This is a genomic window from Methylobacterium sp. Leaf465 (assembly GCF_001424705.1).
Classification (GTDB): domain Bacteria; phylum Pseudomonadota; class Alphaproteobacteria; order Rhizobiales; family Beijerinckiaceae; genus Methylobacterium.
Genome location: NZ_LMRA01000005.1, coordinates 89740 through 112993, shown reverse-complemented (window position 1 = coordinate 112993; position 23254 = coordinate 89740). Strand labels below are relative to the sequence as shown.

General features: G+C 71.9%; 20 protein-coding genes. 7 read left to right on the top strand and 13 right to left on the bottom strand.

What is annotated here, in order from left to right; translation table 11 throughout:
* Positions 1 to 85 precede the first annotated feature (85 nt).
* The 3 genes from ASG51_RS05475 (at position 86) to ASG51_RS05465 (ending at position 3318) form a co-directional block, all read left to right on the top strand.
* Positions 86 to 658, top strand: coding sequence for a hypothetical protein (locus tag ASG51_RS05475; protein WP_082487640.1), 573 nt, complete (start codon positions 86 to 88; stop codon positions 656 to 658).
* A gap of 418 nt (positions 659 to 1076) precedes the next feature.
* Positions 1077 to 2162: an aromatic ring-hydroxylating dioxygenase subunit alpha gene (locus ASG51_RS05470; RefSeq protein ID WP_056379592.1), complete on the top strand. Its 1086-nt coding sequence runs from the start codon at positions 1077 to 1079 to the stop codon at positions 2160 to 2162.
* A 79-nt stretch (positions 2163 to 2241) separates the two neighbouring features.
* Complete coding sequence (locus ASG51_RS05465; RefSeq protein ID WP_056212488.1) at positions 2242 to 3318, top strand: MBL fold metallo-hydrolase; 1077 nt, start codon at positions 2242 to 2244, stop codon at positions 3316 to 3318.
* Between the two features lie 212 nt (positions 3319 to 3530).
* Here ASG51_RS05465 and hslU read toward each other — a convergent pair whose 3' ends face one another.
* From hslU to ASG51_RS05410, 11 genes are all read right to left on the bottom strand, one after another.
* Positions 3531 to 4844, bottom strand: coding sequence for an ATP-dependent protease ATPase subunit HslU (gene hslU / locus ASG51_RS05460; RefSeq protein WP_056212486.1), 1314 nt, complete (start codon positions 4842 to 4844; stop codon positions 3531 to 3533).
* Entirely contained in the window at positions 4844 to 5914 is a 1071-nt protein-coding gene (locus ASG51_RS05455) for a hypothetical protein (protein ID WP_244480069.1), read from the bottom strand. Before ASG51_RS05455 ends, hslU begins: the two co-directional genes overlap by 1 nt.
* Positions 5915 to 6043: 129 nt before the next feature.
* Entirely contained in the window at positions 6044 to 7714 is a 1671-nt protein-coding gene (locus ASG51_RS05450) for a methyl-accepting chemotaxis protein (RefSeq protein WP_056379588.1), read from the bottom strand.
* 79 nt (positions 7715 to 7793) lie between these two features.
* On the bottom strand, positions 7794 to 8330 hold the full coding sequence (gene hslV, locus ASG51_RS05445) for an ATP-dependent protease subunit HslV (RefSeq protein ID WP_156389583.1): 537 nt from the start codon (positions 8328 to 8330) through the stop codon (positions 7794 to 7796).
* A gap of 112 nt (positions 8331 to 8442) precedes the next feature.
* Positions 8443 to 8838 carry a GFA family protein gene (locus tag ASG51_RS05440; protein WP_056379586.1) on the bottom strand — a complete coding sequence of 132 codons (396 nt, stop codon included), beginning with the start codon at positions 8836 to 8838 and terminating at the stop codon, positions 8443 to 8445.
* Positions 8839 to 8920: 82 nt separating this feature from the next.
* Positions 8921 to 10042 carry an AAA family ATPase gene (locus tag ASG51_RS05435; protein WP_056379584.1) on the bottom strand — a complete coding sequence of 374 codons (1122 nt, stop codon included), beginning with the start codon at positions 10040 to 10042 and terminating at the stop codon, positions 8921 to 8923.
* Positions 10042 to 10632 carry a suppressor of fused domain protein gene (locus tag ASG51_RS05430; RefSeq protein ID WP_056270778.1) on the bottom strand — a complete coding sequence of 197 codons (591 nt, stop codon included), beginning with the start codon at positions 10630 to 10632 and terminating at the stop codon, positions 10042 to 10044. Before ASG51_RS05430 ends, ASG51_RS05435 begins: the two co-directional genes overlap by 1 nt.
* Positions 10629 to 11549: an oxygen-dependent coproporphyrinogen oxidase gene (gene hemF / locus ASG51_RS05425; RefSeq protein WP_200927184.1), complete on the bottom strand. Its 921-nt coding sequence runs from the start codon at positions 11547 to 11549 to the stop codon at positions 10629 to 10631. Before hemF ends, ASG51_RS05430 begins: the two co-directional genes overlap by 4 nt.
* A gap of 67 nt (positions 11550 to 11616) precedes the next feature.
* Positions 11617 to 11886, bottom strand: coding sequence for a YiaA/YiaB family inner membrane protein (locus ASG51_RS05420; protein WP_055948388.1), 270 nt, complete (start codon positions 11884 to 11886; stop codon positions 11617 to 11619).
* 232 nt (positions 11887 to 12118) lie between these two features.
* On the bottom strand, positions 12119 to 12808 hold the full coding sequence (locus tag ASG51_RS05415) for a PspA/IM30 family protein (RefSeq protein ID WP_056379581.1): 690 nt from the start codon (positions 12806 to 12808) through the stop codon (positions 12119 to 12121).
* An 85-nt stretch (positions 12809 to 12893) separates the two neighbouring features.
* Positions 12894 to 13361, bottom strand: coding sequence for a tRNA (cytidine(34)-2'-O)-methyltransferase (locus ASG51_RS05410; RefSeq protein ID WP_056270768.1), 468 nt, complete (start codon positions 13359 to 13361; stop codon positions 12894 to 12896).
* A 105-nt stretch (positions 13362 to 13466) separates the two neighbouring features.
* On the opposite strand from ASG51_RS05410, the gene ASG51_RS05405 reads away from it, so the two are divergent.
* From ASG51_RS05405 to ASG51_RS05385, 4 genes are all read left to right on the top strand, one after another.
* Positions 13467 to 15338, top strand: a complete 1872-nt coding sequence (locus ASG51_RS05405; protein ID WP_056379579.1) for an ABC transporter ATP-binding protein — start codon at positions 13467 to 13469, stop codon at positions 15336 to 15338.
* A gap of 313 nt (positions 15339 to 15651) precedes the next feature.
* Positions 15652 to 15861 (top strand): hypothetical protein, encoded by a 210-nt coding sequence (locus tag ASG51_RS24730; RefSeq protein WP_056379577.1) that lies wholly within the window; start codon positions 15652 to 15654, stop codon positions 15859 to 15861.
* 192 nt (positions 15862 to 16053) lie between these two features.
* On the top strand, positions 16054 to 18039 hold the full coding sequence (locus ASG51_RS05390; protein WP_056379573.1) for a right-handed parallel beta-helix repeat-containing protein: 1986 nt from the start codon (positions 16054 to 16056) through the stop codon (positions 18037 to 18039).
* 210 nt (positions 18040 to 18249) lie between these two features.
* Positions 18250 to 19215 carry a UDP-glucuronic acid decarboxylase family protein gene (locus ASG51_RS05385; RefSeq protein ID WP_056379571.1) on the top strand — a complete coding sequence of 322 codons (966 nt, stop codon included), beginning with the start codon at positions 18250 to 18252 and terminating at the stop codon, positions 19213 to 19215.
* A gap of 18 nt (positions 19216 to 19233) precedes the next feature.
* On the opposite strand, the gene ASG51_RS05380 is transcribed toward ASG51_RS05385, so the two are convergent.
* Together ASG51_RS05380 and ASG51_RS05375 are read right to left on the bottom strand one after the other, a co-directional pair.
* Positions 19234 to 21345 carry an exopolysaccharide transport family protein gene (locus tag ASG51_RS05380; protein ID WP_056379569.1) on the bottom strand — a complete coding sequence of 704 codons (2112 nt, stop codon included), beginning with the start codon at positions 21343 to 21345 and terminating at the stop codon, positions 19234 to 19236.
* A gap of 155 nt (positions 21346 to 21500) precedes the next feature.
* Entirely contained in the window at positions 21501 to 22898 is a 1398-nt protein-coding gene (locus ASG51_RS05375; protein ID WP_056270752.1) for an O-antigen ligase family protein, read from the bottom strand.
* Between the last annotated feature and the right edge of the window lie 356 nt (positions 22899 to 23254).

Here is a 23254-nt window from a genome sequence, read left to right as displayed (position 1 = left end):
CCCGGCGACACCCTGACGTCGCGGCTCTTTACGGTTCGTTAAGCATGTTTTGATCGGATGCGTCTCAAGAGTCGAGGATCAGCCGATGTCCGAAGCAGCCCGTCACCCCGCCCCGTACGAAACGGCAACCCGTCCGCAGCCCGGTCCGCTGCGCGATTGGCTGGCGGCGATGAAAGCCGCGACCCATCCGGCGGGCGCCGAGCCGCAGCCGACCGTCGCTCCGGCCCCGCTGGCGGACGAGGCCCGGGCCGCCGAGCCGACCAAGACCTGGACGCCGCGGGTCGTGACGCCGGCCCCCGCCCCGGCGGAGGCCGCCGAGGGCGACCTCTCGGACCTCATGGCCGAGAACATCATGCTGAAGGCCAAGCTCAAGGTCGAGAACGACCGCTACGACGCGCTCCAGGGCGTCATCGCCCGCGAGCTGCGCAACCTGCGCGCCCATGTCGAAGCCGAGATGCAGGAGTTCGAAGAGGCGCGCCGCGAGCGCGACCGGCTCAGCGCGTCCCAGGGCGAACTCGAGAAGGAGGTCCGCGACCTCCGGGCCAGGAGCGCGGACGAGGCCGCGCAGCTCTCAGAGATGCGCAGCGAGCGCGACCTCTGGGCCGCCCGGGCCGAGGCGCTGGCGCAGCCCATCTTCCAGAAGCGCAACGGCCTCTGAGGCCGGCGCCCCCGACGCCCTCACCCTGAAACAGCGAAGGGCCGCCCCGTGAGGGGCGGCCCTTCCATTGCCGAACCGCTCTTGTCCGGCCGGAACTCTCACGTTCGCGTCGAGCGCTAGAAGGCTGCGCCGGAGGCGACGGTCCAGGTCCGGGTGGCCGGGGTGAGCGGCTGATGACAATGAGACACTGGATCACCTCCTTTCGTTCGTTGCGGGTGAGCCGAAGTTAGTCAGCCCCTTCCGGTTTGAAAAGGCCTGCGCCCGCGCCCTTCCGCCGCTCCCTTGGGAAGGGTCCCCGGAGCCGCAGGGGGCGGCTGGCCTCGGCCCCGCCGGCGGTCTAAAGGTTCCGGCCTTCCCCTCGTGCGGCGCGGCACTGACCTCGTGTCCGCGCCCACCGGCCACGGACCCGCTCCCCTCCATGTCCACAGCCCTGCGGATGCCGGCGCCCGACGAGGCGGCGCTCGACCCGGACGCCATGCGCCAGCCCTTGCCCGACGCCTGGTACTGCGTCGGCCGGTCCGAGTCCCTGAAGGCGGGGGCCCTGCGCGCCGTGGAGCTCAACGGCGAGCAGATCGTCCTGGGCCGCGAGGCCTCCGGCGCCCCCTTCGCCCTGCGCGACCGCTGTCCCCATCGCGGCATGGCCCTGTCGAAGGGCCGCTTCGACGGCGGCGAACTGACCTGTCCGTTCCACGGCTGGCGCTTCGGCACCGACGGGCGCTGTCGCGACGTGCCGACCCTCTCGGCCTCGGATACGGCCGATTTCACGCGCATCGCGGTGCAGCGCTTTCCCATCCGCGAGAGCGCGGGCTTCGCCTGGGTCAATCCGTATCTCGGGCCGGAGACCGGCTCGCCCCCGGCGGCGCTGCCGGACCTCGGCTTCACGGCGGCCGGCTCTCTGGTGGTCGAACTCGTGGTCGAGGCCTCCTTCGACCTGACGACGCTCAGTCTCGTCGATCCCGGCCACGTCGCCTTCGTGCACGATTCCTGGTGGTTCCGGCCTTCGAAGGAGCTGCGGGAGAAGGTGAAGACCTTCACGCCGACCCCGCACGGCTTCACTATGACGAGCCACGCCACCACGACGAGCTCGCCGGTCTACCGGCTCCTGGGCGGCGTACCCGCGGTGGAGATCGAGTTCCGCCTTCCCGGCGTGCGGCTGGAGCGGATCGAGGCCGGGGCGAAGCGGGTGGCGAACTACACCTTCGCCACGCCCCTGACCCAGAACCGGACGATGCTCACCAACGCCCTCTACTGGAACATGCCGGCGCTGAATCTCCTCAAGCCCCTGGCCCGCCCGCTGATGCGCCAGTTCCTCACCCAGGACCAGCAGGTGCTCCAGCACGCCCAGGCCGGCCTCGACCGCAAGCCGACCATGGTGCTGTTCGGCCAGGGCGACCTCCCGTCGCAATGGTACTTCCGCCTCAAGCGCGAGGCCCTGCAGGCGGCCCGGGAGGGGCGGCCCTTCGCCAATCCCCTGGCCACGCAGGAGCTGCGCTGGCGCTCGTGATCGGCCGGGACCCCCGCATCGACCTGCGATGCGTGGCCGCGGCGCTTGATCGGCGCGCCGCAGCCGCCATCTCGGATCCATGAAACGGCACAGTCTGATCAAGGCGTTGAGCGCCGCCACGGTGATGACGCTCGGCGGGGTCGGCTATGCCGCCCACAAGCGCGGGCGCAATCCCTACTATCGCGGGCCGCGCAGCGACCATTTCGACGGGGTCCGCTTCCACAGCCCGGACCAGCCGCCGGACAAGACGCTGGCCGACATCGCCCGCTGGCGCTCCCGGCGCGGGGTCGACAGCCCCCTGCGCCAGGCCTGGCCGGCCTTCCACCCAAGCCCCTACGCCGCCGAGGTGCCGCCGGAGCGGGTCTCGGGCCTGCGCGTCACCCTGATCGGGCATGCGAGCTACCTGTTCCAGGTCGCCGGCCGCAACATCCTGGTGGATCCCGTCTATGCCCGCCGGGCGAGCCCGGTGGCATTCGCCGGCCCCAAGCGGGTGAACCCGCCGGGGATCGCCTTCGCCGACCTGCCCCCGATCGACGCGGTGCTGATCACCCACAACCACTACGACCATCTCGACGGGGCGACGGTCGCACGGATCTGGCAGGCGCATCAGCCGCTGGTCCTGGCGCCGCTCGGCAACGAGGCGATCCTGCGCGCCTACGACGACACCATGCACGTGGAGACCCGCGACTGGGGCGAGTCGGTGGATCTCGGCGGCGGCCTGACCCTCCACGTCACCCCCGCCCATCACTGGTCGGCCCGCGGCCTCAACGACCGGCGCATGGCCCTGTGGTGCTCCTTCGTCCTGACGACCCCGGCGGGCGTGCACTACCATTCGGGCGACACGGGCCTCCGCGACGGGGCGACCTTCCGGGAAGCCCGCGCCCGCTTCGGGCCGCCGCGCCTCGCCACCCTGCCGATCGGGGCCTACGAGCCGCGCTGGTTCATGAAGGACCAGCACATGGACCCGGGCGAGGCCGTCGAGGCGGGGCTGCTCCTCGGAGCCGACCAGATGCTCGGCCACCACTGGGGGACCTTCCAGCTCACCGACGAGGGCATCGAGCAGCCGGTGGACGCCTTGGCGGAAGCCTGCGCCGCGCAGGGCCTCGCCCCGGAGCGCTTCCTCGCCATGCGGCCGGGCCAGGTCTGGGAAGCCTGACGCGGTCCGGGGCCACCGCCGCGGCTGGGCACCCCGTCACGGCGATTCATCCGGGGCCCGCCTTCGGCGCCTCGCGGAGACGAAGGCCGCCGGCCATCCCGTGACGGGCGCCCCACCAGCCGGCCCGGTCCACGGGCGCAACGCACCCCGGGGCAGGTCCGGGACCCTCCGGCGCCGCCGGGCCGCGTCTGCGGTCCGGGCGGCGACCCGACCTACAGAATGAACCGGCTCAGATCCGCGTTCGCCGCCAGGCTCTCCACCCGCGACCGGACGTAGGCGGCGTCGATCGGCACGGTCTCGCCCGACCGGTCGGTGGCCGTGAAGGAGATCTCGTCGATGACGCGCTCCAGCACGGTCTGGAGCCGGCGGGCGCCGATGTTCTCCACCGAGTTGTTCACGTCCACGGCGACGCGGGCCAGGGCGTCCACCGCATCCTCGCTGAATTCGAGGGTGACGCCCTCGGTCTGCATCAGCGCCACGGTCTGCTTCAGCAGGCTCGCCTCCGTCGAGGTCAGGATCTGGCGGAAATCCTCGACGGTGAGCGGCTGCAGCTCGACGCGGATCGGCAGGCGGCCCTGCAGCTCCGGCAGCAGGTCGGAGGGCTTCGAGACGTGGAAGGCGCCGCTGGCGATGAACAGGATGTGGTCGGTCTTCACCGGCCCGTGCTTCGTCGCCACGGTGGTGCCCTCGATCAGGGGCAGCAGGTCGCGCTGCACGCCCTCGCGCGAGACGTCGGCCGAGGAGCGGCCCTCGCGGGCGCAGATCTTGTCGATCTCGTCGAGGAAGACGATGCCGTTGTCCTCGACCTCGCGGATCGCCTCCTGCGTCAGGGATTCGGCGTCGACCAGCTTGTCGGATTCCTCCGCCAGCAGGGGGGCGTAGGCGTCCGTCACCGTCATCCGGCGCGGCTTGCCCTTCTGGCCGCCGAGGGCCTTGCCGAGCATGTCGCCGAGATTGACCGCGCCCATGGACGCGCCCGGCATGCCGGGGATGTCGAACATCGGCAGGCCGCCCGGCGCCCCGCCGGAGAGCTCGAGTTCGACCTCCTTGTCGTCGAGCTCGCCCGCCCGCAGCTTCTTGCGGAAGCTGTCGCGGGTGGCCTGGCCCGCGGTCGGGCCCACCAGGGCGTCGAGGATGCGGGCTTCCGCCGCCGCCTCGGCCTTGGCCTTCACCGAGCGGCGCTTCTCCTCGCGCTTGAGGCCGATGCCGACCTCCACGAGGTCGCGCACGATCTGCTCCACGTCGCGGCCGACATAGCCGACCTCGGTGAACTTGGTGGCCTCGATCTTGAGGAACGGCGCTCCGGCGAGGCGTGCGAGGCGGCGGGCGATCTCCGTCTTCCCGCAGCCCGTCGGCCCGATCATGAGGATGTTCTTCGGCGCGACCTCCTCGCGCAACGGGCCGGTGAGCTGCTGCCGGCGCCAGCGGTTGCGCAGCGCGATGGCGACCGCGCGCTTGGCGTCGGCCTGCCCGACGATGAAGCGGTCGAGTTCCGAGACGATCTCGCGGGGAGAGAAGGTGGTCATCACGCTCCGATCGGATGCGGCAGCCGGGCTGCCAGGGGGCGGGGGATGGCGCGCAGCAGGGCGGCGCGCAACGGGTGCCACCCGGCGCTGAGCGCCAGGATGAAGGCCCCGAGGGTGAGGAGGCTCAGCGGGATCGTGCTGCCGGCGAACCCGGCCTCCCGGACCAGGGACCCGAGGGCGATCCCGGCATAGACGAGGCCCGAGACCAGCAGCGCGCGCCGGTCCACCGCGAGCGCGATGCCCGCGAGGCCGAGCACGATCGCCAGCACGCCGAGGGTCGCGGCCTGTCCGCCGCCGGCCGTCAGGGTGCCGAGGATCGGATGCACGATCAGGGGGGCGGCCAGGAGATGCAGCCAGAAGGCGATGTCGGTGCGCCGGGTGACGCGGGCCGGGTCGGACAGGTCGAAGCGCATCGCCAGGGCGAAGACGCCGAGGCCGGCGGCGATGAACAGGGCGTTGCGCGCCGCCAGGGTCAGGTCCGGCGCCACGACGAGCAGGAGGCCGAGCAGCACGGCGCAGAGGGCGGCCGCGCCCGCCGCCACGGTGATCGGCACGGCGAAGCGTCGGTAATGCAGGGTCACCAGCCCGAGGGTCGCCAGCCCGCTGCCGATCAGCGGGCCTGGGCCCAGGCGGTCGGTCGCCATCAGGTCGAACAGGGTCGGCCAGCTCGCCCCTGTCGTCCCCGCACCGGCGAGTCCGAAGGCCGCCGACGACTGCACCGCGAGGGCGAAGAGGACCAGCAGAACGATGCTGGGCAGAGCCATGCGGCGCCGGCGGGTGAAGAATTCGGCGAGCCCCCAGGCGAGGGCGGCGATCAGGGGGTAGCCGGGCGCAGGGCCGAGGGCCGACAGGCCGAAATGCGCGCAGGCGCCGAGGAATAGGAACAGCCCGAGGGTGACGAAGATGTCGGCGAAGCCCGAGACGAAGCGCAGGCGCTCGTCGTCGCGCGGCGCGTCGAGGCCGGTGTCCGGCCCCGGGTTCGCCCGCGCCAGACGATCGAGGGAGGCGGCCTGGATCTCGGTGATGATGCCCTCGGCCACGGCGCGGCGGAGGTGGTCGGTGGTGATCACGACGGAACCTCGCGGTGGGTCGCCCCGCACAGGGCGAGGGCGATGCCGCGTCGGGCGGGACAGGGGGCTGGGCGACGCACGTCCCCGACTTAAGCGCGCCGCCCCGCCCTTTCCAGACGGTCCCGTGTCTCAGGCGGCGCGGATCGACCCCACGAAGTGCGTGACCTCGTCGTCGAGAGCGCTGGAGCGGCGGGCGAGCTCCGCCGCCGAGGCGAGAACCTGCGCCGCCCCGGCGCCCACCTCCACCGCCGCGCCCTGGACCTCGGCCATCGTCTCGGTGACGTCATGGGTGCCGCGGGCGGCGTCGCTGACGCTGCGGGCGATCTCCTGCGTGGCGACCTGCTGCTCCTCCACCGCCGCCGCGACGCCGAGGGCGATGCTGTGCACGCTGCCGATGGTCGTGCCGATCTCGCGGATCGCCTCGACGGTCTCGCGGGTGGCGGCCTGGATCATGCCGATCTGCGCCGTGATCTCGTCGGTGGCCTTGGCGGTCTGAGCCGCGAGGGTCTTCACCTCGGTGGCGACCACGGCGAAGCCCCGGCCCGCCTCGCCGGCCCGCGCCGCCTCGATCGTGGCGTTGAGCGCCAGCAGGTTGGTCTGGCCGGCGATGTTCGAGATCAGGGCGACGACGTCGCCGATGCGGGCGGCGCCCTCGGCGAGGGCCTCGACGCGGGCGTTGGTCTGGCGGCTGCTCTCGACGGCGTTGGCGGCCGCCGCCGAGGTCTGGCCGACCTGCTGCCCGATCTCGTTGGCGGTGGCGGCGAGTTCCTCCGTGGCGGCGGCCACGGCCTGGACGTTCTGCGTTGTCTCCTGGGCGGCGCGCATCACCGCGGCCGATTGCCGGTTGGTGCGCTCGGCCTGGGCCGACATCGAGCGGGCGGTCTCCTCCATGGCGGCGGCGGCATCGGAGAGGTCGCCCACGAGGGCGCCCACGCTGCCCTGGAAGCGGTCGGCCAGCTCTGTCCGATCGGTGCGGCGGCGGGTCGAGGCGAGCCCGGCGGCCTCGTCCTGCGTCGCCCGCAGGGTCTCGGCCTCCCGCATGGAGCGGGCGAAGACCTGCATGCTGGCCCAGATGGCGCCGATCTCGTCGCGCCCCGGCTTGACGGCCGGCAGGTCGAGCTGGCCCTCCGACAGGCGCCGGATCGCCGCGGCGACCCGGGCGAGGGGCGCGGCGATCTGCCGGTGCCCGATCAGGATGCCGAGCACGAGGCTCGCCAGGGTGCCGCCGGCCGCCAGGGCGATCAGCAGGGTCAGGCGGCTGTCGTAGAGGGCGTCGGTCGCGGCATCGATGGCGGTGACCTGGGCCTGGCCGCCGGCCACCAGGGCGTCGATGGAATCCTGGAAGGCCTGGCGGTTGGCGCGGTTGGCCTCGTTGAAGCCGAGATCCGCCGCCGCCTTCGGGGCGACCGCGGTTCCCGCCCGGGCGATCTCCTGGCGCAGGCTGGTGAAGGTGGCGGCCCCCTGCACGACCCGCTCGAACTGCGCGCGCTCCGCCTCGGGCACCCGCCGGCCCAGGGCGGCGAGGAGGTCGTTCATCGCCGTCAGGTTCTGCCGCATCCGGTTGGCGTATTTCTGCGCGTCGGCCGTGTCCTTGGCGGCGTAGACGCCGCGGGATTCGAGGACGACGTTGCTCACGAGCCGGTTGACGTTGGCCGCGTCGAGGGCCCGGCGGGCCGCCTGCCGGGACTCGACCATCGCGGCGTTGAAGGCCGAAAGGGTACCGATCCCGACGCCAGCGACCACTAGGGTGATCGCCCCGCAGGCCAGGACGAACATCAGTATCTTCGCCTTGATCGTCATGTCCGAGATCCCGTCACGAGCTTTCATTCAAGCTCGTAAGCAGTGTCTCGAAAACTTCGGTTAACGGATCGGAGCTCGGTCAGCTTTCAGACGTTTCCAAGGTCTCGATCACGAGGCTGTCATTCGTGTAGACGCAGATCTCGGCGGCGATCCGCATGGCCCGGCGAACGATCTCTTCTGCGTCATGACTGCTGTCTTCGAGGGCGCGGGCAGCCGACAGGGCGTAGTTCCCGCCCGAGCCGATCGCCATCACGCCGCTTTCCGGCTCCAGCACGTCGCCCGCGCCCGAGAGCAGCAGGCTGACCTCCTTGTCGGCCACCAGCATCATCGCCTCCAGGCGGCGCAGGTAGCGGTCGGTGCGCCAGTCCTTGGTCAGCTCGACGCAGGCCCGGGTCAGCTGCCCCGGATACTGTTCGAGCTTGGCCTCCAGCCGCTCAAACAGCGTGAAGGCGTCGGCGGTGGCTCCCGCGAAGCCGCCGATCACCGTGCCCTTGGCCAGGCGCCGGACCTTGCGGGCATTGCCCTTGACGATGGTCTGGCCGAGGCTGACCTGCCCGTCGCCGCCGATCACCACCCGGCCGCCCTTGCGGACCATGAGGATCGTGGTGGCGTGCATCTGCGGCGGACCGCTCGCTTCGGAATGGGACAAGACAGGCTCCGGTTCGGGTGGGAGAACCGCTCACGTAGGTGCTCGCGGGGTTCGCTCCAAGCGCCGCCGGGGTCTCGGCCTATCCGGGATAGCGCGGAAAGGCCGGCAGCGCGTCGAACCGGCCGAACCATTCGGGCGCGTCCGCGACCTGGATGCGGATCGACGGGGGCAGGGCGTCGGGATCGTCCAGGGTCGCGGTGTGGAGGTCGACCTGGCCCGGGAAGACCGCCGCGTTGCGGTAGAACAGGTTGGTGCCGCAGGTCCCGCAGAATTCGCGGAGCACGCCGGGCGAGGATTCGTAGGCGGTCGGGGTGCCGGTGATCGTGATCCGCTCGTCCGGGAACAGCGCGAACCCCACCGCGGGTGCGCCCGAGGACCGCCGGCAATCGGTGCAGTGGCACAGGGCGCTGTGGCTCGGCTCGCCCGCGGCCACGTATTGGATGGCGCCGCAGCGGCATCGTCCGGTCAAGGCCATGCGAATCTCTCCCCCCGCGCACGCCTTCGTTGTCCCCGAGGGGCCGGCAACGCGCAAGCCGCCGGGGGCCACGCAAGCCCCTCTAGACCACGACGGTGATCCGCTTCGCCGCCCGGGTCAGGCCGGTATAGAGCCAGCGCGCCCGGTGCTCGCGGAAGGCGAAGGACTCGTCGAACAGCACGACGTCGTCCCATTGCGAGCCCTGCGCCTTGTGGACCGTGAGGGCGTAGCCGTAGGTGAACTCGTCGGTCTCGCGCTTCAGGAAGGCCGGGATCTCCTCCTCGGAGCCCGACATCACGGCCTTGAGGACCTTGATGTCCACCGGGCGGCGGCGCAGGGCCGGGTCGTCCTCGGGCACGACGTCGAGGCGCACCGTGTCGGAGCGCGGTGACGAACGCTGCGCATGCACCGTCCAGGTGGAGCCGTTGAGGAGGCCCTTGGTCCGGTCGTTGCGCAGGCAGACGAGCTTCTCGCCCACCGCCGGCATCGGGTCGGAGTGGCCGGCGAGCTCCCGCAGGCGGTTGTTGTAGAGCCGCCGGGTCTTGTTCATGCCCACCAGCACCTGGTCGGCCTGCAGCACCACGGCCGGGTCGATGGACCGGCGCGAGACGATGCGGCTCTCGCCGTAGTCGCCGAGGGTGAGGCGCCCGCCTTCGCGTACCGTCATCGCCATGCGGACGATGGGGTCGTCGGCCGCCTGCCGGTGGACGTCGGTGAGCATCACGTCGGGCTCGGCCTCGGTGAAGAAGCCGCCCCCGCGCACCGGCGGCAGCTGCGCCGGGTCGCCGAGCACCAGCACCGGCCGGTCGAAGGAGAGGAGGTCGTTGCCCAGATCCGAATCGACCATCGAGCACTCGTCGATGACGATGAGCTCGGCCTTCGAGACCGGCCCGGTGCGGTTCAGGGTGAAGGCCGGGCCGCCGTCCTCGGTCTCCTTGGTGCGGTAGATCAGGCTGTGGATCGTCGCGGCGTCGTGGCAGCCCTTCTGGCGCATCACCGAGGCGGCCTTGCCCGTGAAGGCGCCGAACACCACCGTGCCCTCGACGTCGTCGGCGATGCGCCGGGCGAGGGTGGTCTTGCCGGTGCCGGCGTAGCCGAAGAGGCGGAAGACCTGCTGGCCGCCGGACTTGCGCCAGTCGGAAATCGCCTTCAGGGCCGCGTCCTGCTGCGGGGCGAAGCGGGTCGGCAGGGGGGCATCGGCCATCAGAGCACCGAGGGCCGCTGCAGGTCGAAGAGGTCGGTACCGCGCGCGGCGAACAGGTCCTCCAGGGCATCGCCCCCGGATTCCTGCGCGAAGGCGTACTCGGCCTCCGAGATCGGCACCGCCTGGAGGAAGGCCAGCGCCGCGTCTGCGGTGGCCGGTGTCTCCAGCCGGGCCTCGAACAGGGCCGGCGGCACGAACAGGACGTGCGCGAGGCTCGCCGAGAGGCCCGTGAGCAGGCCGGGAAAGACGATGCCGGGGGCCAGGAACCAGCGCCCGTCGATGACCTGGAAGGCGCAGGCCGCCACCATCCGCGCCACGTCCGGGTCGGTGCTCACACCCAGGATCTCGCAGCGCCCGGGGAATTCGACGCCGTCCTGGTAGAGCGGGTGGTTGGCCAGGGTCACCGTGGCGCAGGCGGTGAGGCCGGGGCGCGGGGCGTCGCGGCAGGTCAGGATGTCGACGTGGCTGCGACCCGTCTCGTCGGCGTGCCGGGCGACGGAGGGCACGCCGCCCAGGGCCGCCGCCAGCATGCGCGCCACCGCTCGGTTGGTCTCGGTGATGTCCGCCGGAGGGGCGGCCGGAGCGCTCACGGCCAGCGCACCGTGGGGGGCAGCGACGACAGGATCGAGGCGACGTTGCCGCCGGTCTTCAGGCCGAAGATCGTGCCGCGGTCGTAGAGCAGGTTGAATTCCACGTAGCGCCCGCGCCGGACCTGCTGCTCCAGCCGGTCCGCCTCGGTCCAGGGCGTGGCCAGGTTGGCGCGCACGATGGCCGGGTAGGCCTTGAGGAAGGCCCCGCCCACGTCGCGGGTGAAGGCGAGGTCGGCCTTGGGGTCGCCGGTCCAGTGATAGTCGTAGAAGATCCCGCCGATGCCGCGCGGCTCGTTGCGGTGCTTGAGGTGGAAGTACTCCTCGCACCAGGCCTTGTAGCGGGCGTAGTCGGCGGCGGGCGCGTGGGCGTCGCAGGCCTCCCGCATGGCCGCGTGGAAGGTCAGGGAATCCGGGTCGTCCTGGGTGCGGCGCCGGTCGAGCACGGGGGTCAGGTCGGCGCCGCCGCCGAACCACGTCTTCGTGGTCACCACGAAGCGGGTGTTCATGTGCACGGTCGGCACGTTCGGGTTCCAGGGATGCGCGATCAGCGAGATCCCGGTGGCGAAGAAGCGCGGGTCCTCGGCCGCCCCCGGCATCTGGGCGCGGAACTCCGGCGCGAACTCGCCGTGCACGGCCGAGACGTGGACGCCCGCCTTCTCGAAGACCCGGCCCTTGATCATCGCCATGGTGCCGCCGCCGCCGGGCGCGCCGGTGTGGTCGGTGCGCTGCCAGGGCGTCTTCACGAAGGTGCCGGGCTCGGCCGGGGCGTCGGGATGGAACGGCCCGGTCGCCTCCGCCTCGAGGGTCTCGAAGGCGGCGACGATCCGGTCGCGCAGGGTGGTGAACCAGGCCGTCGCCTCGGCCTTCACGGCGTCGCGCTCGGCCTCGGGCAGCGGGGGGACGGAGGATTCGGGCATAGTCATGCCGGGGGATGTCCCATCCCGCCGCCCGGCCGTCAATTCGCCGGCGGTCGGGGCGAGGCGCTCAATCCTTGACGGACATCAGCAGCCGCTCGGTCTTGGCGTCCTCGATCCGGTTGACCATGCGCCGGCCCTCGTGGACGTCGCGGATGGTCTTGGTGGCGGTGATGCAGGACTGCACGAGCATGATCGTGCCCATGGCGAGGTAGCCCTTGATCCAGATGTCGATGGGCATGAACAGGATACCGAGGCCCACCATGGCGGCGGAGCCGAGGAACGAGGCGTAGGTGAAGGCGACCCAGGCGCCGGAATGCTGCGTGGTCTCGTTGGTCATGGGGATTCTCCTCGGGTTGGGGTGATTTCGGAAGGTGGGCCTGGCGATGAAGCGCGCCGCGCATTCCCTCTCCCCCTTGCGGGAGAGGGTGGCCCGTGAAGCGGGTCGGGCCGGGACGAAGTCCCGCGAGAGGGGAGCGCGCTGTTCGGAGAGGTCGCCCCTCTCCCGCCTGCTCCGCAGGCACCCTCCCCCAGAGGGGGGAGGGGCCGCTTGCGCAGCCGCTGCGCGGCAATCAGGCGGCCGGCTGGCGGGGCGCCTCGGCCCGGGCGCGCAGGCGGTCGAGGATCGCGGACGGGGCCGGGCGGGGGCTCGGGCCGAAGCCGGCGCGCGCCATCCGCTCGGCGAGGTCGGCGCCGGGCTCGGCCTCGCGCAGGGCCTCCTCGGTGTCGTCGGCCTCGGCCTGGAGACTGCGCAGTCGCGCCAGCGTCGCCTCGGCCTCCTTCAGCGTGGCCCGGTCCTCCGGGGTGGCACGCACCCGCAGGCGCCGGGCCGTCTCGGCGGCCGCGGCGAGGCGCCGGCCCCGTTCGAGGTCCGCCTGGCGCCGGGTGGCGTCGGCGACCGCCGCGCGGATGCGGACGAGTTCGGCGGCGAAGCGGCCGCGGGCGGCGCGGATGGCGTCGCGCTCGGCCTCCAGTTCGGCGATCGCCTCGGCGGCCTCCGACGCCAGGTCGTCGCGCCCGGACTGGAGTGCCGCCACGGCGCGAGTCTCGAGGTCGGTGGCGCGGGCCTCGACCTCGGCGAGGCGGCGCTCCTCGGCCCGGTCGCCGGCCACCGAAGCCGCCAGCGCCTGGCGGCTGCGCTCCAGGGCGGCGCGGGTCTCGCGGATCTGCTGGTCGAGGATGAGGAGGGCGTTGCGGTCGAACAGGTCTTCTTCGGCGCGGGCGGCGGCGCCGCGGGCGAGGGTGCGAAACAGTCTGAGCATAGTCGGGCTCCGGGTCGGTGGTTGCGGTCCACCCCCCGGTTGTCGCAGCTTTTGAACACTGTTCAAGTGCGCGATTGCACAGCGTTCAATCCGACCGTGGGAAGCCGCCGGTCTGGCGCAGGGCCTCGCCCAGGATCATCGCGGCGCAGACCGCGACGTTGAGGGAGCGCAGGTCGGCCCGGATCGGCACCACCACCCGGGCATCCGCCGCGGCGTGGACGGCCTCGGGTACGCCGGCCGATTCCCGGCCCATCAGCAGGCAGTCGCCGTCCCGGTAGGCGAAGTCGGTGTAGGGCAGGGCGCCCTGCGTGGTGGCAAGGACGAGGCGGATGGTCTCCGCCCGGCGCCACTCCGAGAACGCGTCCCAGGAGCGGTGGCGGGTGACGGCGACGCGGTCGAGGTAGTCGAGGCCCGCGCGGCGCAGGTGCCGGTCGGAGACGTCGAAGCCGGCGGGCTCGATGATCTCGACGGCGGCTCCGAGGCAGGCGGCGAGACGCAGGAGGGTGCCGGTGTTCTGCGGGATGTCGGGCTGGTAGAGGGCGAGGCGGAGCATCGGCGGCGTCTCAGGATGGGGGCGGGTCCGTGCGGCATCGCCCCCCGGTTGGCAGGCGGTCAAGGCGGCATAGTTAAGCGTGCGCTGCAGCAACCGGATGGTCTCATGTTTCTCGATTGGCTCGAGCGCCGGATCGACACCTTCGCGCCGTTCGACGACGGCCGCATGCCGCCGAAATCCGTCCTCGGCTTCGCGGGCTTCTACCTCCGGCCGATCCGCGGCGCCCTGGCGATCCTGTTCGTGGTGGCGGTGCTGGCCGGGTCGGTGGAGGCCTCCCTCTACCTGCTCATGGGCTGGTTCATCGACCTCCTGAACAAGGCCGACCGCGCCACCCTGTGGCAGGAGCACGGCACCGGCCTGATGCTGGCGGCCGGCCTCCTGCTGGTGGTGCGCCCCATCACGATCTGGCTGCACGAGATCCTCTCGAACCAGCTCATCGTGCCGCAGGCGACGAACCAGATCCGCTGGCGCACGCACCTCTACACCCTCGGTCACTCGCTCTCGTACTTCCAGGCGGATTTCGCCGGGCGCCTCGCCAACCGGGTGGTGCAGGTGGGCCCGGCGGTACGCGAGCTCGCCGTCGTCTTCATCGACACGCTGCTCTACGTCGCGATCTACGCGGTCACGGCGGTCGGCCTGTTCGGCTCGATCTCCCTGTGGCTCGCCCTGCCGGTGGTGCTCTGGATCGCGGCCTACGCCGCCCTGACCCGCTGGTTCGTGCCCCGGGCCCGGTCCCGCTCGCTGCTCACCGCCGACACCCGCTCGGCCCTGATCGGGCGCATCGTCGACAGCTACACCAACATCCTGACGGTGAAGCTCTTCGCCCGCGACCGCGAGGAGCGTGCGGCGGTGCGCGACGCCGTCGACGTCCACACCAAGGCCTACCTGCACCAGTTCCGCCTGGTGAGCAGCACCACGACCCTGCTCGGCCTCCTCAACAGCCTGCTGATCCTCGCCACCGCCAGCGTCTGCGTGATCCTGTGGCAGCGCGGCGGCATGACCACCGGCGAGGCCTCGGCCGGGCTCGCCCTGGTCCTGCGCCTGATGGCGATGTCGGGCTGGGTGATGCAGACCGTGCGGGGCATCTTCGAGAATGTCGGCGTCATCCAGGAGAGCATGCAGACGATCGCCCGTCCGCACGCCATCACCGACCGGCCCGATGCCGGGACCCTGGCGGTGACGGGCGGTGACATCCGCTTCGAGAACGTCAGCTTCCATTACGGCCGCGACGACGCCGCGATCATCGAGGGCCTGAACCTGCACATCCGGCCGGGCGAGAAGGTCGGCCTCGTCGGCGTCAGCGGCGCCGGCAAGACCACGATCACCGCCCTCCTGCTGCGCCTGCACGACCTCGAAAGTGGGCGTATCCTGGTGGACGGTCAGGACATCGCCGGCGTGACCCAGGGGTCCCTGCGCAGCGCCGTCGCCATGGTGACCCAGGACACCTCGCTGCTGCACCGCTCCATCCGCGACAACATCGCGTATGGCCGCCCCGACGCCACCCAGGCCGAGGTCGAGCGCGCCGCGCGGCTGGCCCAGGCCGACACGTTCATCCGCGATCTCGTCGACCACAAGGGCCGCACCGGCTACGACGCCCAGGTGGGCGAGCGCGGCGTGAAGCTCTCGGGCGGCCAGCGCCAGCGCATCGCCATCGCGCGGGTGATCCTCAAGGATGCGCCGATCCTGATCCTCGACGAGGCGACCTCGGCCCTCGACAGCCAGGTGGAGGCGGCGATCCAGGAGAGCCTCGACACCCTGATGGAGGGCAAGACGGTGCTGGCCATCGCCCACCGGCTCTCGACCATCGCGGCCCTCGACCGCCTCATCGTCCTCGATGCCGGACGGGTCATCGAGGAGGGCACCCATGCCGAGCTGATCGCCGGTGGGGGACTCTATGCGCGCCTGTGGCAGCGCCAGTCCGGCGGCTTCCTCGCCGACGGCCTGGCCGCGCAGCCCTACGAGGCGGCCGCCGAGTAGGGGGGCTCGCCGGCAGACGGTGTCCGGTTCCGGGACATCTGTGCTGCACCGCACACGGGCGGTGCTGGCTTTGCCGGAGCCTTGGGCAGGGGGCGTTGGACGGGTTTGGCGTCAGGCCGAAGAAACCCAGCGTCAAGAGGGATTTAGGATCGGTTTGCCCAGGGCTTAGGCAATCCCTGTCCTTTTCATGTCCATCCTGCATAGCAGACCGGCCGCCTCAGCCCTCGTGCTGCGCTGCGGCGACGCCTACATCAGGGCCATGGCGATGGGGCGACAGACCCCGTGGCACGAACCGTTTCGGACCCAGACTCCCATGGTACACGCGATCCTCAACCACATCCGTTCCTCCTGGAAGGAGAACGCCTCGGCGCGCCAGATCGCCGATCTGACCGACCAGCAGTTCGCCGATATCGGCGGCGACCGCCTGGACAGCCGCATGCTCGACAAGGCCCGCCGCCACCGGGTGCGCGAGACCGTGCAGTTCCACAAGTCGGTGGGTGTGTTCTCCTACCCGACCGCCTAAGATCACCGAGGCGCCCTGACCGACATCCCGTCGTCGGGGTGCCGGTGAATCAAGGGGCGCCGCTTGGAGCGAGGCAACCGGACTTCGGCCAAGTGCACGTGGACCCGTCGGAATGCGGGCAAGCGACGGAACGCCGTCGCGTCCCGTCTCCGGGCCGGCCTCGCGGCTATCCTCCTCTCCGCGACCCCGGGCGTGGCCCTCGCGGCCGAGCCCGTCGTCATCACGGTCGATCCCCAGTCCGGCGCAGCCGCTCCGAAGCGCGCCGTCGGTCACGCCGTCGTCGCCACCCTGCCGGAAGCCCTGGCCCTGCGCCGCACTTGGCAGGAGGCTTGGCGCCGATCCGATCCGCGTCGCGCGATCGAGATCGCCTTCGCACCGGGCCTGCACCGTCTCGCCGAGCCTGTCCGGTTCGGTCCCGAGGATGGCGGCACGGCCGCCGCCCCTCTGGTGGTGCGCGGCAGCCCGGACGGCACCAGCCGCCTCGTCGGCTCCATTCCCCTGCAGCCCGCCCCCGGCGGCATTCCCGCCGATCTCCTCGCGCGCCTGCCCCCATCCGCCCGGGCCCAGGTCCGCGCCTATCGGCTGCCGGCGGCGGCCGGCCTCGAATCCCGTATCCAGGAACCCCGCACCCTCGCGCAGCGCGACGCCCGGGTGAACCTCGCCGTCTTCGACGGGGCCGGGGCGCTCTGGCCGGCGCGCTGGCCGAATGCCGGCTGGGCGAAGGTGGCGGCCGCCTCCGACGACGCGGCCGGCTTCACCATCTCGGACGGCCGCGCGGCCGGCTGGCGCGGCGAGCCCGACCTGTGGGCCGAGGGCTACTGGCACTGGGACTGGCTGCTCGAGGCCTTTCCGGTGGTCGGCCTCGATGGAGCCGCCAAGCGCCTGACCCTCGGGGATCGGCCCTATGAGGGCATCGCCCGGGGCGCCCGCTACCGCATCGTCCACGCGCTCGCCGAACTCGATGCGCCCGGCGAATGGTGGCGGGACGTGGGCTGGGGCGTCCTCCTGATCTGGCCGCGCGATCCCGCCGCTGCGCCGGAGGTGGCGGTGACCGACACCCTGCTGGCGGTGGAGGGCGCGTCGCACCTGCGTCTCGAAGGGCTGACCCTCGAACAGGCGCGCGGCGACCTCGTCCGAATCGCGGACGCGACCGACGTCGTCCTGTCCGGCGTGAATCTGCGCCGGACCCCCGGCCGGGCCCTGTCGATCGCGCGCGCGACCGCCAGCGGCCTCGAGCGCAGCAACGTGGCGGAAACGGGCATCGGCGCCCTGCGCCTGTCGGGCGGGGACCGGGCCAGCCTGACCCCGGCCGGGCTCTTCGTGCGGGACTGCCGGATCCGCGACTACGCCCAGGTGGCACGGACCCAGAGCCCGGCGATCACCCTCGAGGGCGTGGGCCAGATGGTGGAGGGCAACTACATCCACGACACCGACGAGTACGCCATCCACTTGCGCGGCAACGACCACCGGGTCGCCTGGAACGAGATCGCCCGGGTCCTGTCCGGCTCGACGGACAGCGGCGCGATCTATTCCGGCCGGGACTGGACCGCCCGCGGCACGGTGATCGAACACAACTACCTGCACGACATCCGCGCCGCGCCGGGCTTCGAGATCAAGGGCGTCTATCTCGACGACATGGCGAGCGGCGTCACCGTGCGGGACAACCTGTTCGTCCGCGTCGACCAGCCCGTCTTCCTCGGCGGCGGCCGCGACAACCGCGTCGTCGACAACCTGTTCGTGGACTCGAGCCCGGCCATCCACGTCGATGCCCGCGGTCGGACCTGGGCCCGGGATGCGATCGCCGACCCGCAATCGGAGCTGCGGGCGGCCTTCGCGGCGATGCCGGTCGGCTCCAAGCTCTGGCGCGCCCGCTATCCCGGCCTGGCCACGATCCTCCAGGACGATCCGGCGGCGGCGCGCAACAGCCTGACCGGGAACGTCTTCCTGGACAGCGACCCGTTCCGGTTCGGCGACGGCGCCCGGGCCGACGAGCAGGTCCGGTCCGGCAATCGCGGCCCGGACGGCCTGCGCCTGCCCGCCGACGCCCCCGCACAGGGCGCGGCGCGCTTCGGCACGGTGCTCGACGCGGCGGGCGCGGTGGTGCGGCAGGCGGATCTCACGCGGCTGGACCGCGACGCGCGGCTCGCCCCCTCACCTCCGTCCCCGGCGGAACGATAGCCCCGAACCGCGGGCGGCCCCCGGTCGGTCTCCGGCCGGGACGCATCGGGTCCTGCGCGGCCGCGTTCGCCGCGGAGACATCGGTCCCGCGGGTCGATACGGTGGCGGACGCCCCATGATCGCGGCCCCGCTGCGCCTTCGGGTCGCGCGCGCCGGACCCCGGCGACCACGACGGCATCATCCTGCAATGCGAGGCGGTTCGGATCCGGCATGCGATACGGCGAGACGAAGACGGTGCTGGTCACCGGCGGGGCGGGCTTCCTGGGCTCCCACCTCTGCGAGCGCCTGCTGGAGCAGGGCCACGAGGTGCTCTGCGTCGACAACCTCTTCACCGGGTCCCGCCGCAACATCGCGCCGCTGCTCGACAATCCCCGCTTCGAGTTCATGCGCCACGACGTGACCTTTCCGCTCTACGTCGAGGTGGACGAGATCTACAATCTCGCCTGTCCCGCCTCGCCAGTGCACTACCAGTTCGATCCGGTGCAGACGGCCAAGACCAGCGTCATCGGGGCGATCAACATGCTGGGGCTGGCCAAGCGCCTGAAGATCAAGATCTTCCAGGCCTCGACCAGCGAGGTCTACGGCGACCCCGAGGTGCATCCGCAGCCGGAGGAGTATTGGGGCCGGGTCAACCCGATCGGGCATCGCTCCTGCTACGACGAGGGCAAGCGCTGCGCCGAGACGCTGTTCTTCGACTACCACCGACAGCACAAGCTCTCGATCAAGGTGGCGCGGATCTTCAACACCTACGGCCCGCGCATGCACCCGAACGACGGGCGGGTGGTGTCGAACCTCGTGGTCCAGGCCCTGCGCAACGAGGACATCACGCTCTACGGCGACGGCTCGCAGACCCGGGCCTTCTGCTACGTCGACGACCTCATCGACGGCGTCCTGCGCCTGATGGCGACCGGCCCCGCCGTGACGGGCCCGATCAACCTCGGCAATCCGGGCGAGTTCTCGATCCGCGCGCTCGCCGAGCTGGTGATCGCGCTGACGGGCTCGCGCTCGCGCATCGTCGCCCGCCCGCTGCCCGCCGACGATCCGCGCCAGCGCCGGCCCGACATCGCCCAGGCCAAGGCGCTCCTCGACTGGGAGCCGACCGTGTCGCTGCGCGAGGGGCTGATGCACACGATCGGCTATTTCGACCGGCACCTCGGCGCCGACACCCCCGCCTGACGGGGGCGTTCCGGCGCCTCAGTCGAGCGCCTCGGCCCCGGTGAGCACGAGGCCCACGAAGGGGCGCGGGCCGATGGCCGCGAGCGCCCGGTCGAGGGTGGAATAGCGGCTCTGTCCGTGCCGGACGGTGACGAGCACCGCCGTGACCCGGGGATCGGCCGCCAGGCGCTCGGCGATGGCGTCGGCCCCGATCAGGCCCACATGGATCACCACGAGGTCGTAGGCGTCCTGGGTGCCCAGGATGCTGTCGACGTAGTGGCGCAGGTCGCTGCGCGCGGTCTGGCCGTCCTGCGGGATGAGGGCGAGGCCCGAGCGGTGGCGCACCAGCACGTCGGAGAGGTCGGATCGGCCCGGAACCGGGGCCCCGCCCCGCCGGGGCGGCAGCCCGACCTCGCGGGTCACGGTGCCGTCGGCGGAGGCGTCGACCAGGAGCACGCGCTCGTTCTCCTGGGCGGCCGAGGCGGCGTAGTCGAGGGCGAGCATCGAGCGGCCGGCGACGTCGTCGGCGGAGGTGACCACGATCACGTGCGGGCGCTTGGCCGGCAGGTCGCGCCGCAGGCGGTTGCGCAGGCGGGTGATGGCGACCTCGTAGGGCCCGCTGCCCAGGCGGTCCGTCCCGTTGCGGGCCCCGCGCGGCAGGGTCGGCAGGAGCCCGAGGACGAGGCGCTGGGTCCGGGCTTCGAGGCGGGTGCGCGACCGGATGCGCCCGCTGAACTGCTCGGCCATCAGGCTGCCGCCGATCCCGAGACCGAGGCCCGCCACGAGGGCGGCCGCGAGGACGAGGGCGGCGGGCGGCCCCTGGCGCCGGGTCGGCGGCAGGGCCGGCGAGATGATGCGCGAGGTGGAGGTGTCGAGCTGCTGCTGCTCCTGCAATTCGCGGGTGCGCACCAGGAAGGCCTCGTAGACCCCGCGCCGGGCCTCGACCTGGCGCTCCAGCTCGCGCAGCTTCACGAAGCTGTCGCCGACCTTCAGGGCCTCGGCCTTGCGCTTCTCCAGGGCCTGCGAGAGCTCGGTGACGTTGGCGAGGCTGGCGCGGTACTCGTTGCGGATAGCGGCGCCGATGCGCTTCACCTCGGCGTCGATCTGGTTGCGGGCGCTGCGCACCTGCACGTCGGAGGCGTTCATCGCCGGGTGACGCTCGCCGAGGCTGAGGGCCGCGTCGGCGCGCTGGCGCTCGGCCTGGGCGAGCTGGCTCCGCAGCTGCCCGATGGTCTGGGACTGCAGCACCTCCTGGATCGAGTCGAGCTTGGCCGGGTCGCCGCCGGCGGCGCCCTCGATCTGGCGCAGCTTCGCCTGCTGCTCGGCGGCCTTGGCGCGGGCGGCGCCGAGCTGGTCGCTGAGCTGGCCGAGCTGCTGCTCGCTGACGAGCTGGGTGCGCGTGCCCACGAGGTTGTTCTTCGTGCGGAAGGCCTGGGCCGCGGTCTCGGCCTGCTGGACGCCGTCGCGCAATTCGCCGAGGCGGCTGTTCAGCCCCTCCCGCGCCCGGCGGATCGCCTCGGAGCGGGTGCCGATCTCGGTGGCGAGGTAGGTCTCGGCGATGCTCTGGGCGAGGCGGGCGGATTTCTCGCGGTCGTTGGACGAGACCGAGACGTCGACCGCGAAGCTGCGCTCCAGGCGCCGGGCCGACATCCGGTCGCGCAGGGCCCGCAGGGCGGTCAGGGCGGGGTCGGCCTCGGGCTCGGCGGGGCGCCCGAGGAGGTGCCCCACCCAGGCGCGGAAGCGGTCGAGGGCGCCGGGCTCCACGAAGTCCGGGTCGGTGGCGAGGTGCTGCGTGGCCACGACCTTGCGCAGGACGTCGTCCGACTGCAGCACCCGGAGCTGGCTGTCCACGAGGAGCAAGGTGGATTCGTTGGCCTGGCCCTGCGGGTTGGCCTCGTCCTTCAGCACGGCGAGGCCGCGCGGGTCGATGAGGAGCTGGACCGTCGCGGCGTACTGGGCGGGCAGGGCGAGGTAGCCCGCCGCCAGGCCCAGGAGGACGAGGATCGGCAGGATCACGGTCGGCCAGCGCCGGCGCAGGATGCGGCCGACCTCGCCCATGTCCAGGAACCAGGGCAGCGACTCGCGCGACGGCTCGGTGCCGGCACCGAGGTGCTGCAGGATCGCCGGGGGGGCGCGTTCGATGACAGCCATGGACGCTTTCCGTTACGCAATCGGCGAGGGCTGGGGCCCGGGGCCGTCCGTGTCCCGCCCTGGGACACCGCGGTCCGCCGAGTCCCGGCCCGGTCGGTCGATCCGGCTGATTTCGGCACGTCGCGCGCCGAAGGCCGCCGGGTGGAGGGCGCGTTTCATGAAATGCGCCACGTGCTCGGGAGGCCGGCCTCGGGGGCGGGCGGGCGCGCAACCGGCGCGGGCGCCGGGGCGCGGGGATAGGCCGGCACGCGCCCGTCCGGCGGCAGCTGGACGCGGATGAAGGCGAGCAGGCCCGCGAGCGCCAGGACGTTGACGTTCCAGTCCTGGAAGATCCCCGGCGTCGTCATGCCGTTGAGCACCAGCATCAGCACGGAGGCGGCCACGAAGCGGCGCCCGCCGAGGTCGAGCTTCATGCCCCAGGACAGGGTGGTGAGCAGGACCACGAGGGCGAAGCCGAGGCCGATCAGCCCGGTGCCGGCCCAGGCGCTGAGGAACATGTTGTGCGAGCTGGTGATGAAGACGTCCTCCCGCCCCAGGGTCTCGGCCAGGGCGGTGGTGGGGATCAGGAGCTGGATGAAGCGGTCGCCCGCCGAGAAGCCCGATCCGGCCAGCCGGTCCTGGGTCGCCGCGATGAAGGTCGGCCAGAAGGTCGAGCGCCCGGTGCCGTTGGCGAGCTCGATGGCGGGCTTTTGGAGGATCGTGGCCAGGAGGTCGAGGAGCGCCGGGAAGGCCGCGAGGTCGAGCATCAGCAGGACGAAGCCCACGATGGCCAGGAGGGCGCCCGCGATGCCGAGGCGGCGCAGGACGGCGTGGCGCGAGGACATCAGCAGGGCCGGGCCCACCGCGACGAGGGCGCCGGTGCTGGCCGCCGAGCCCGCGATGACGAAGCCCGCGAGGGCGAGGGCGAGGTAGGTCCGGCGCCGGCGCTCGGGCGGCCGGAAGATCACCAGGAAGCCCAGCATCGCGCAGACGAAGGGCATCATGTTGTTCTTGGCGGCCGAGAACACGATGCCGTGCGCCAGGCTGTCCAGGATGATCGGCAGCACGGCGACGAGCCAGGCCACGGTGATGATCGCCAGGAGGTCGGCAAAGCGCCGCTCGATGTCGGTCCGGTCGAAGATCACGATCGAGGCGTGATAGAAGATGAACAGTTCGGCGCTGCGATAGAGGGTGTAGGGCGGCACGATCGACCAGGCGGCGCTCAGCGTGTTCACGCCGATCATCAGGGTGAAGGGCAGGTAGGGCATCGCGAAGGGCAGCAGCGCCACCCGCCGGTCGAGGGCGATCTTTCCGAACAGGTAGAGGCCGGTCAGTCCGGTGAGCACCAGGGTGATGATGTTGGAGGCGCTCAGTCCTTCCTCCAGCACCGCGTTTCCGTCTTCCCGCGGCACCGTGAAGACCAGGGGCATGAACGCGAAGGTGCAGACCAGGACCATCGGCAGCACGAGCCGGGCATCCAGCGGGCGAACCGCCGCCGCGAGCCTGCGCCGGACCACGGGATAGAGCATCGTGAACCAGGCGGGGATCGCCAGGACGAGAAACAGGTTCAGCACGCGTGTTCCTCCCTGGTGGCCTGCGGGTCCGACGCTGACGACACTTCCGGTGTGAAGCGTTTCATCGATGTGAATTGCTCCCGAAACGCGACCGGACTTCGACAATATCGTAAATGCCGGCCGAACGGTCTCGACGACTCTCGGTCGCAGAAGACACAGGCGGGGAAAAGCTTGTGGACGACCGGCCCCGGCTCGCTTGCCCGGCATCGACCTCGACACGGAGGGCCCGGCCGGCCGGCGAATCCTAGCAAAGAGGCCATGTCCTCCAATGGCGACGCGACGAGCCGGGCCTCTCGACGAACTTGTGCTTGTCTAAGCCTGCCCTTTGAAAGTACGGACACAACATAGGCCGGGGC